10 protein-coding genes and 1 pseudogene are annotated in these 9,828 nt (G+C 39.3%); all 11 read left to right on the top strand.

All coding sequences use genetic code 11. The features are described from left to right. Window positions 1–993, top strand: a pseudogene (locus MHI18_RS22040) (ATP-dependent zinc metalloprotease FtsH); the annotation flags it as partial. Between the two features lie 138 nt (window positions 994–1,131). Further along, complete coding sequence (locus MHI18_RS22035) at window positions 1,132–1,905, top strand: type III pantothenate kinase (RefSeq protein WP_445670058.1); 774 nt, start codon at window positions 1,132–1,134, stop codon at window positions 1,903–1,905. A gap of 27 nt (window positions 1,906–1,932) precedes the next feature. Then, window positions 1,933–2,811 carry an Hsp33 family molecular chaperone HslO gene (gene hslO, locus MHI18_RS22030; protein ID WP_340850523.1) on the top strand — a complete coding sequence of 293 codons (879 nt, stop codon included), beginning with the start codon at window positions 1,933–1,935 and terminating at the stop codon, window positions 2,809–2,811. Window positions 2,812–2,833: 22 nt separating this feature from the next. Further along, entirely contained in the window at window positions 2,834–3,718 is an 885-nt protein-coding gene (locus MHI18_RS22025) for a peptidyl-prolyl cis-trans isomerase (protein ID WP_340850522.1), read from the top strand. A 149-nt stretch (window positions 3,719–3,867) separates the two neighbouring features. After that, window positions 3,868–4,791 (top strand): cysteine synthase A, encoded by a 924-nt coding sequence (gene cysK, locus MHI18_RS22020; RefSeq protein WP_340850521.1) that lies wholly within the window; start codon window positions 3,868–3,870, stop codon window positions 4,789–4,791. Window positions 4,792–4,931: 140 nt separating this feature from the next. Further along, entirely contained in the window at window positions 4,932–5,762 is an 831-nt protein-coding gene (folP, locus tag MHI18_RS22015) for a dihydropteroate synthase (protein WP_340850520.1), read from the top strand. Next, window positions 5,755–6,114: a dihydroneopterin aldolase gene (gene folB, locus MHI18_RS22010; RefSeq protein WP_340850519.1), complete on the top strand. Its 360-nt coding sequence runs from the start codon at window positions 5,755–5,757 to the stop codon at window positions 6,112–6,114. Before folP ends, folB begins: the two co-directional genes overlap by 8 nt. 1 nt (window position 6,115) lies before the next feature. After that, a complete protein-coding gene (gene folK / locus MHI18_RS22005; protein ID WP_340850518.1) occupies window positions 6,116–6,643 on the top strand; it encodes a 2-amino-4-hydroxy-6-hydroxymethyldihydropteridine diphosphokinase in 528 nt (175 codons plus the stop codon). After that, window positions 6,595–6,813 carry a helix-turn-helix domain-containing protein gene (locus tag MHI18_RS22000; RefSeq protein ID WP_340850517.1) on the top strand — a complete coding sequence of 73 codons (219 nt, stop codon included), beginning with the start codon at window positions 6,595–6,597 and terminating at the stop codon, window positions 6,811–6,813. The genes folK and MHI18_RS22000 overlap by 49 nt, the downstream gene beginning before the upstream one ends. A gap of 23 nt (window positions 6,814–6,836) precedes the next feature. Further along, entirely contained in the window at window positions 6,837–7,835 is a 999-nt protein-coding gene (gene dusB / locus MHI18_RS21995; protein ID WP_340850516.1) for a tRNA dihydrouridine synthase DusB, read from the top strand. Between the two features lie 249 nt (window positions 7,836–8,084). After that, window positions 8,085–9,521, top strand: coding sequence for a lysine--tRNA ligase (lysS, locus tag MHI18_RS21990; RefSeq protein WP_445670057.1), 1,437 nt, complete (start codon window positions 8,085–8,087; stop codon window positions 9,519–9,521). Window positions 9,522–9,828: the final 307 nt, after the last annotated feature.

The raw sequence follows: 9,828 nt of genomic DNA, 5'->3' as shown, positions 1-9,828 counted from the left end.
CCATTAGCCGAAGGTGTAGACCTAAAAGCTATTGCACAGCGTACACCAGGTTTCTCTGGTGCAGATCTTGAAAATCTTTTAAATGAAGCGGCTCTTGTAGCGGCTAGACAAGATAAAAAGAAAATTGATATGTCCGATCTTGATGAAGCTTCTGACCGTGTAATTGCTGGTCCTGCTAAAAAAAGTAAGGTTATATCTAAAAAAGAACGTAATATTGTTGCTTTCCATGAAGCAGGTCATACTATTATAGGACTTGTCTTGGATGATGCTGAAATCGTTCATAAAGTAACGATTGTTCCTCGTGGTCAGGCCGGCGGTTATGCTGTTATGCTTCCTAAGGAAGATCGCTTCTTTATGACTAAACCTGAACTTCTTGATAAGATCGCTGGTCTTTTAGGCGGACGTGTAGCAGAAGAAGTAGTCTTTGGTGAAGTCAGTACAGGTGCTCATAATGACTTCCAGCGTGCCACTGCGATTGCACGTAGTATGGTCACTGAATATGGAATGAGTGAGAAACTTGGACCGCTTCAATTTGGATCTACACAGGGTGGAAATGTATTCTTAGGCCGCGATTTCAATAATGAACAAAATTATTCAGACGCGATTGCCTATGAAATTGATCTTGAAATTCAACGTATTATCAAAGAGGCGTACGCTCGTGCAACAAAAATTATCACTGAAAAACGTGATAAGCTTGATGTAATAGCGAAAACATTGCTCGATATTGAGACGTTGGATGCAGAACAAATTAAACATCTCTTCGATCACGGAACATTACCGAAACGTTCTTATTCAGCCCTTAATGGCAATATGGGAAAAGACGATGATGTAAAAGTGAACATTAACATTAAGAAGGAAGAAAAAGAAGCACTTCTTAACCCGTTAGATGAAAGAGGATCGGAAAATCTTGAAGTTCGATCTGAGGAAGTTATTCCTACAGAACCGATTAAAGAAGACACACCGTTCTCAAACGAAGATAATAAAAAGAGCTAATCATTATTAGTAAGACAAACAGGTATTTCCTTCTGGAAATACCTGTTTTCTATTTAAAAATAAGGGTCAAAGTCCTGCAGATGGCAAGCCATATGGCGGTATGATATGATGTTTGAGAATAATCTGGCGGAGTGTGAAATGATGATTTTTGTACTAGACGTAGGAAATACCAATACAGTTCTTGGTGTATATAGCGAAGATACATTGAAATATCATTGGCGAATTGAAACGAGTCGGAATAAAACGGAAGATGAGTATGGGATGGTTATTAAGTCCCTCTTCGCACATGAAGGAATATCCTTTGGAGACATTGATGGAATTATTATTTCTTCCGTAGTACCTCCTATTATGTTTTCTGTGGAGCGCATGTGTCTTAAGTACTTTGGTATGAAACCGCTGGTTGTTGGACCAGGTGTGAAAACAGGGTTAAATATAAAGTACGACAATCCTAGAGAAGTCGGTGCGGACCGGATTGTGAATGCCGTAGCAGGAATTCATGAGTACGGAAGCCCATTAATCATTGTCGATTTTGGTACTGCCACAACTTATTGTTATATAAATGAAATGAAACATTATATGGGAGGGGCCATTGCTCCCGGAATTGGAATTTCGACAGAAGCCTTATATACCAAAGCAGCGAAATTACCTAGAATAGAAATTGCTCGTCCTGAGGGTATTCTTGGTAAAAACACTGTTTCTGCTATGCAATCGGGTATTCTATATGGATATGTCGGACAAGTTGAAGGGATTGTCTCAAGAATCAAATCCCAAAGTGAAACAGAACCGACTGTAATTGCAACTGGAGGAATGGCTGGCTTGATCTCAAATGAATCGGACGCAATTGATATAGTGGATCCTTTTTTAACATTAAAAGGGCTGATGCTTATCTATAAAAGAAATCGGGAACAATGAAGAAATAGAATTAATGGGGGTAACAACATGAATGATTACTTAGTAAAAGCATTAGGTTATAACGGTCAAGTAAGAGCGTATGCCGTAAAAACAACTGAAACAGTAGGTGAAGGACAAAGAAGACACAAAACTTGGCCGACTGCCTCTGCAGCACTTGGTCGTTCAATGACAGCAGGTGTTATGCTGGGTGCAATGCTAAAAGGCGAGGAAAAGCTTACAATTAAAATTGAAGGCGGCGGTCCTCTAGGCGTAATTCTTGTCGACAGCAATGCAAAGGGAGAAGTTAGAGGATACGTAGGGAATCCGCAAACGCACTTTGATTTAAATGAGCATGGAAAGTTAGATGTTAAACGTGCGGTTGGAACGGAAGGAACACTTGCTATTGTCAAGGATATTGGTCTTCGTGATAACTTTACAGGACAAGTCCCATTGATTTCCGGAGAACTAGGAGAAGATTTCACTTATTACCTGGTAACTTCAGAACAGATACCGTCATCCGTAGGTTTAGGAGTACTTGTGAATCCTGATAATACAATATTAGCAGCAGGTGGTTTTATTATTCAGTTGTTGCCTGGTGCAGATGATGATGTTATTACAAAGATTGAACAAAGACTATCAGTTATCGAGCCAATTTCTAAACTAATTCAAAAAGGGTTAACGCCAGAACAAATTCTTGATGAACTCTTAGGAGAGGGCAATGTAAAAATTCTAGAAAAAATGCCTGTGCAATTCAATTGTGAATGTTCAAGAGAACGAATTGCTAATGCACTAATTAGCTTGGGTAAGGAAGAAATAGAGGATATTATTCAGACAGATGGCCAAGCAGAAGCTCAATGTCATTTCTGTAACGAACAATACCATTTCTCGGAGACTGAGTTAAGAGAGTTAATTGATGAAACTAAATAATAGGGTGTAATGGGGGATGCGGATGTCTCAAAAGCAGCTGTTAGTTATTATTATCGGACTTATTTTGCTTAATATTGTGACCTTAACGGTGTATGTCATTAAGCCGTTTAGCTTACAAAATGATCACGAGATTGTGGCATCTGTTGGAAGTAAAGATATTACAAGAGAGAAATGGCAGGCGGAGTTACAATCACGTTATGGAAAAGAAATTCTCGAGCAATTAGTAGATGCTGAGGTCATTAAGCAAACAGCTAAGAGGCACAAGGTGTCTATTTCAGCTAAAGACGTGGAAAGAGAATATCTATTCACAAAATTGACCTACAATACTACGGGTATTTCTGAAACTATGAGCGAAGAAGAGTGGAAGCAGCAGATAAGAACTAACATCCAACTTGAGGAAATACTGACGAAGGACGTAACCATTCCGCAATCTGTATTACAGCAGTATTATGAAACAAATAAACAACGATTTACTATCCCACAATCCTTTCGGGTATCTCATATTGTGACAGCAAGTAAAGAAGAGGCGGATCAAGTAATACAGGAACTCCAAGAGGGTTCTGCCTTTGATGTACTTGCTATGGAGAAATCATTAGATGAATTTACTGCCAATCAAGGCGGGGATTTAGGATTTCTTACAGCAGAAAGTGGTCAGAAAGCTGAGAACTACCTTGAGGAAGCTAAGTTGATGAAAGAGCGTACTTGGAGCCAACCAATAAAACTAACAGATGGGTATGCGGTTATTTATCTTCATGAAAAAGTGGAAGAGCATCAGTACAGCTTTTCTGACGTAAAAAAACAAATACATCGCACCCTGGCTTTAGAACAAATGCAAATGCCGGTTACAGGGAAGATGTTTTGGGATGAAGCTGATGTTAAATGGCAGTATAGAGTAGATGGAAAGTAGAATAATGTGCCTAGCTGCTAAGTTTTTGTTTATGAGGTAAAAGTAACAGAATATCCAGTGAATAAGTATAAAAAAATTGACAAATTCATGTGCTAAGATGTAACGTAAAATAAAACCAATAAAATTAGTAGGAATTAGGAGTGAAGAACATGTCAAGAATAGCAAATTCTGTAGTTGAATTAATTGGTCAAACACCGATTGTGAAATTAAACAGATTAAATGATGAAAATAGCGCAGAGATCTTTTTGAAGTTAGAGTACATGAACCCAGGGAGCAGCGTTAAAGATCGTATTGCTCTTGCCATGATCGAGGCAGCTGAAAAAAACGGTAGTCTTAAAGAGGGCGACACGATTATTGAACCTACTAGTGGAAATACCGGAATTGGCCTAGCTATGGTAGCAGCTTCTAAAGGATACAAAGCAATCTTAGTTATGCCTGAAACAATGAGTGTGGAACGTCGTAACTTACTTCGTGCGTACGGAGCTGAATTAGTATTAACACCTGGTCCAGACGGGATGAAAGGTGCAATTGCTAAGGCAGAGGAATTAGCCAAGGAAAACGGCTATTTTGTTCCGCAACAATTTGAAAATGAAGCGAACCCTAAAGTTCATAGAGAAACAACGGGTAAAGAAATCGTTGAACAAATGGGCGACCAACTAGATGCATTTATTTCAGGTATTGGTACTGGGGGAACGATAACAGGTGCTGGTGAAGTTCTTCGTGAACAATATCCAAACATCAAAATTGTAGCGGTTGAACCAGCAGATTCACCGATTCTTTCTGGTGGTAAACCAGGTCCGCATAAAATTCAGGGAATTGGAGCTGGATTTATTCCTAGTATTCTAAATACAGAATTGTATGACCAAATTATCACCGTTACTACTGAAGAGGCTTTCGATTATGCACGCCGTGCTGCCAAAGAAGAAGGAATTCTTGGCGGGATTTCTTCAGGAGCTGCTATTAGCGCTGCTGTTCAAGTGGCAAAAGAGCTTGGAAAAGGTAAAAAAGTACTTGCAATAATTCCTAGTAATGGAGAACGGTACTTAAGTACAGCATTATATAATTTTGAATAATTTGTACTAAAAGGCTCCGGATATTCCGGGGCTTTTTTTTTATGGGTAAAGGAAAGTCGAGAGTTATGTAAAAGCTCACTAGTAATACTCATCAAAGATAAGTACACTATGAATAAGACTAATCGTAGAGGAGTGCTAATATGCCCTCAATAAAATGCGGAAAACATACGTTAGATTATCAGAACAAAACAATCATTATGGGGATATTAAATGCTACCCCGGACTCATTTTCTGATGGAGGAAAGTATGATCATGTAGATACAGCTTTAAGACGGGCTGAAGAGATGGTTAAGCAGGGCGTTGATATTATCGATATTGGCGGGGAATCAACGAGACCAAATTATGAGCGGATTTCCGATCAGCAAGAACTAGAACGTGTCCTGCCTGTTATAGAGGCAATAACGAATAATCTAGATATTACACTGTCGGTGGATACCTATAAGTCTGTAGTAGCAAGGGAAGCCATTAAGGCGGGCGCTCATATCATCAATGATATCTGGGGAGCAAAAGCAGATCCTGAAATGGCAAAGGTCGCTGCTGAGTATCAGGTGCCGATTATCTTGATGCATAACCGTGAACAGATGAATTATGAACATTTTATTAGGGATGTTCTTACTGACTTAACGGAAAGCGTCAGGATTGTAAAACATGCAGGAGTACTTGATGAAAATATTATTTTAGATCCAGGTATTGGTTTTGCGAAAAACACTTCCTTAAATTTGGAAATGATAAGGAATCTTGATAAGCTAGTAGCAATAGGTTATCCGGTTTTACTTGCTGCTTCACGGAAATCAATGATTGGAGACGTCTTGGACCTTCCTCCAAATGAGAGAATGGAAGGAACGGGAGCAACTATTTGTTTTGGAATACAAAAGGGTTGTCAGATGATCCGCGTACATGATGTGAAGGAAATGGCCCGAATGGCTAAAATGATGGATGCGCTGGCTGGAAAGGGAGAATATAGTGGATAAAATTTTTGTGAATCAAATGGAGTTTTATGGCTATCATGGCGTATTTCCAGAAGAAAATCGTCTTGGTCAACGGTTTGTGGTAGACCTTATTATAGAAACAGATCTTTCTGCTGCCGGTAAGAGTGATCAATTAGATGATTCTATTAATTATGGAGAGTTGTATGGGGTGTGCAAAGAAGTCGTAGAGGGTGAACAGTATAACTTGGTCGAAGCAATAGCAGAACAAATTGCCGCACGAGTGCTTACTCAGTTTTCTAATGTACAGACCTGTACTGTAAAAGTATTTAAACCTGATCCTCCCATTCCAGGGCATTATAAATCCGTAGCGGTGGAAATAAAGAGGGGACGTTAAGTTGAAAAATATTTCCTATCTCTCCATTGGATCGAATATGGGTGACCGGCTGGACCTCTTTAAAAAAGCCATAGATTATTTACAGAGTGATGATAATATACGAATAAGTAATATCTCTTCCATTTATGAAACAGAGCCTATTGGTTATACAGAACAGGCGAAATTCTTAAATGCTGTCTTAAAGGTAGAGACTTCCTACAAACCGGAGGAGTTACTGCTTAAATGTCAGGAAACAGAGAAAGTGAATGGTAGAATCAGGGATATAAGATGGGGTCCTCGTACAATAGACCTTGACATTTTGCTGTATAATTACGAAAATATTGAAACAGAGAGTCTTTCTGTTCCACATCCTAGGATGTTGGAAAGGGCATTTGTACTCATCCCGTTATTGGAGTTAGTTCCAAACATCACGCTGCCTAAGATGGATATACCTTTGGTTAATATTCTTGAGAATATACAGGATAGAGAAGGAGTTCGATTATGGAAGCTGAAAAGTGGGGAAGACGGATTAGGGCTTTTAGAAAGTTAAAGGGATTTACACAAGAAGGATTTGCGAAGAAAATCGGCGTTTCTGTTTCTTTATTAGGAGAAATAGAACGAGGCAATCGTCTGCCATCAGAACAATTTTTAACTGAGGTGACGAATATTCTTCAGATTAGTATGGATGAACTTCAACCTCCAGAGGATAGAATAGAATAAAAGACAACGAAGGAGGCCGCATCGTGTTAAAGATTGGCGATGTCGTAATGAGTAACCCAGTAGTACTTGCTCCTATGGCAGGGGTATGTAATTCCGCTTTCCGTTTAACGGTAAAGGAATTTGGTGCGGGCTTGGTTTGCGCTGAAATGGTAAGCGACAAAGGAATTGTATTGAAAAACAAAAAAACGATGAATATGCTTTATATAGACGAACGAGAAAATCCGCTCAGTCTGCAAATTTTTGGCGGAGAAAAAAAGACATTAGTTGAGGCCGCACAATTTGTGGATAAGAATACAAATGCAGATATTATAGATATAAATATGGGTTGTCCTGTACCTAAGATTACAAAATGTGATGCAGGTGCTAAATGGCTGCTTGATCCTAATAAGATATATGAAATGGTTTCTGCTGTAACAGATGCAGTAGACAAACCTGTGACGGTGAAAATGCGTACAGGCTGGGATGATGATCATATCTACGCAGTCGAAAATGCATTAGCCGTTGAACGAGCAGGCGGTCAAGCAGTGTCTGTACACGGGAGAACACGTTATCAGAAGTATGAAGGAAAGGCAGATTGGGACATTATACGTCAGGTGAAGGAAGCGGTTAAGATTTCGGTCATTGGGAACGGTGATGTAGAAACACCGCTCGATGCAGAAAGAATGTTAAAAGAAACCGGGGTAGACGGTGTAATGATTGGTCGTGCCGCACTGGGAAATCCATGGATGATCTATCAAACGGTTAGGTATTTAGAGACCGGAGAATTACTAGGGGAACCATCTGTTCGCGAAAAAATGGATGTTTGTATTTTGCATATGGATCGTTTAATCGCCTTAAAGAATGAAAATGTGGCAGTTCGTGAGATGCGTAATCACGCTGCGTGGTATTTAAAAGGCATTAAAGGGAATGCAAGTGCAAGAAAAGGGATCAACGAGTGTCACACTAGAGAAGATGTGGCTCGTCTATTGTATGGTCTTGTAGATGAGATTGAAGCGAAAGAACAAAATATTCAAATGGTGTAACGATTTGACATCATCTTGTGGTTTTTCTATAATACGCTTATCCAAGCTGCCAGTTGAGTACTGGCAGTTTTTATATGTAGAGACACTTTTTTAGGCAAAGGGCTGTTCGATTCAGTCACTTTATGTAAAAATATATAGGTATGAAAAATTATAGTTACGTTTATTTGATAGATGAAGTGAATACAAAGATGGAGATGATGACACGTGAGCGAAGAAACTAATGATCAACTCAAAGTAAGACGCGAGAAAATGGATGCAATGGTGGCGAATGGACAAGATCCTTTCGGAAGCCGCTTTGAACGTACGCATCTAGCAGCGAAAATTGTTGAAGAATTCAGCGAGTTAACAGAAGAAGAACTATCAGAAGGAAAAGAAGTCGTACTAGCAGGACGGGTAATGACTAAACGTGGTAAAGGGAAAGCTGGATTTGCACACCTTCAAGATATAAGCGGACAGATTCAAATCTATGTTCGTCAGGATGCTATTGGGGAAGAAGCGTATGATCTCTTCAAACAAGCAGATTTAGGCGATATTATCGGCATCAAGGGGAATATTTTTAGAACGAAGGTTGGCGAACTTTCTGTTAAAGCAAAGGAATTCACTTTCCTATCAAAAGCTCTTCGTCCGCTTCCAGATAAATTCCACGGATTAAAGGATGTTGAGGAACGTTACCGTAAACGGTATGTTGACTTAATGACAAATGATGAAAGCAAACAAACATTCATTACACGGAGTAAGATTATTCGTGAAATGCGCAGATATCTTGATGATCATGGATATCTAGAGGTTGAAACACCGTTACTTCATACAATTGCAGGCGGTGCAGCTGCGCGCCCGTTCCTTACTCATCACAATGCATTGGATATGCCTTTATTTATGAGAATTGCGATTGAACTTCATCTTAAGCGTCTGATTGTCGGCGGCTTAGAAAAAGTGTATGAAATTGGCCGGGTATTCAGAAATGAAGGAACATCAACACGACATAACCCAGAGTTTACGATGATAGAATTATATGAAGCCTATGCTGATTATCAAGATATCATGAGATTGACTGAAAACATGGTCGCACATATTGCGCAAAAAGTACTTGGTACTACGACCGTACAATATGGAGGACACGATATAGAGTTGAAGCCAGAGTGGACTAGACTTCACATGGTTGATGCGATTAAAGAACATACTGGAGTAGACTTCTGGAAACAGATGACGAAAGAAGAAGCACAACAGCTGGCGAAGGAACATAACATCCAAATAAAAGAGACAATGGAATTTGGTCATGTTGTTAATGAGTTCTTTGAACAAGTAGTTGAAGAAAAGCTGATTCAACCGACGTTTATCTTTGGTCACCCAGTAGAAATCTCTCCACTTGCTAAGAAAAACGAAAAAGATCCGCGCTTTACAGATCGCTTTGAGCTCTTCATTGTGGGACGCGAGTATGCAAATGCTTTCTCGGAGCTAAATGATCCAGTAGATCAAAGAGAGCGTTTTGAAGCACAAATGAAAGAGCGTGAGCAAGGAAATGACGAAGCTCACGAAATGGATGAAGATTTCTTAGAAGCACTTGAATATGGCATGCCGCCAACGGGTGGTCTTGGAATTGGAATTGACCGTTTAGTTATGTTATTAACTAACTCTCCGTCTATCCGAGATGTACTATTGTTCCCTACTATGCGTCACCGTTCATAATTGGCTGACTGCAAGCAGTGTCTCAATCGCGAGGCGCTGCTTGTTTTTGTTAATAAAAGGATAAATAAGTGTGTGGAAATTACAATACTATTAATGAGAAAAACAGAATCTAGTTTTCTGATTATTGCAGCTTCGTTATTTTAGAAAAACTTTTTCAAAAAGGTATTGCACCGGGCACGAGATGATGGTATATTTATATCTGTTGTTACAAACGAGTTACAAACGGATGAAAAACAGATAAAAAGTTTTAAAAAATCCTTGACTCAAACAAACGACAATGTTATTATTAATAAGCTGTTCCGAAACA

Origin of the sequence: Peribacillus sp. FSL H8-0477, assembly GCF_038002765.1 — a bacterium.
GTDB lineage: Bacteria > Bacillota > Bacilli > Bacillales > DSM-1321 > Peribacillus.
Note: the sequence above shows the minus strand (reverse complement) of the source record. Positions and strands in the feature narration are given on the sequence as shown.

What these genes read in the sequence shown, in the direction of transcription:
- MHI18_RS22035 (WP_445670058.1), top strand. Translation starts at nt 1,132, where the DNA reads ATGATGATTTTTGTACTAGACGTAGGAAATACCAATACAGTTCTTGGT.
- hslO (WP_340850523.1), top strand. Translation starts at nt 1,933, where the DNA reads ATGAATGATTACTTAGTAAAAGCATTAGGTTATAACGGTCAAGTAAGA.
- MHI18_RS22025 (WP_340850522.1), top strand. Translation starts at nt 2,834, where the DNA reads ATGTCTCAAAAGCAGCTGTTAGTTATTATTATCGGACTTATTTTGCTT.
- cysK (WP_340850521.1), top strand. Translation starts at nt 3,868, where the DNA reads ATGTCAAGAATAGCAAATTCTGTAGTTGAATTAATTGGTCAAACACCG.
- folP (WP_340850520.1), top strand. Translation starts at nt 4,932, where the DNA reads ATGCCCTCAATAAAATGCGGAAAACATACGTTAGATTATCAGAACAAA.
- MHI18_RS22000 (WP_340850517.1), top strand. Translation starts at nt 6,595, where the DNA reads ATGGAAGCTGAAAAGTGGGGAAGACGGATTAGGGCTTTTAGAAAGTTA.
- lysS (WP_445670057.1), top strand. Translation starts at nt 8,085, where the DNA reads ATGGATGCAATGGTGGCGAATGGACAAGATCCTTTCGGAAGCCGCTTT.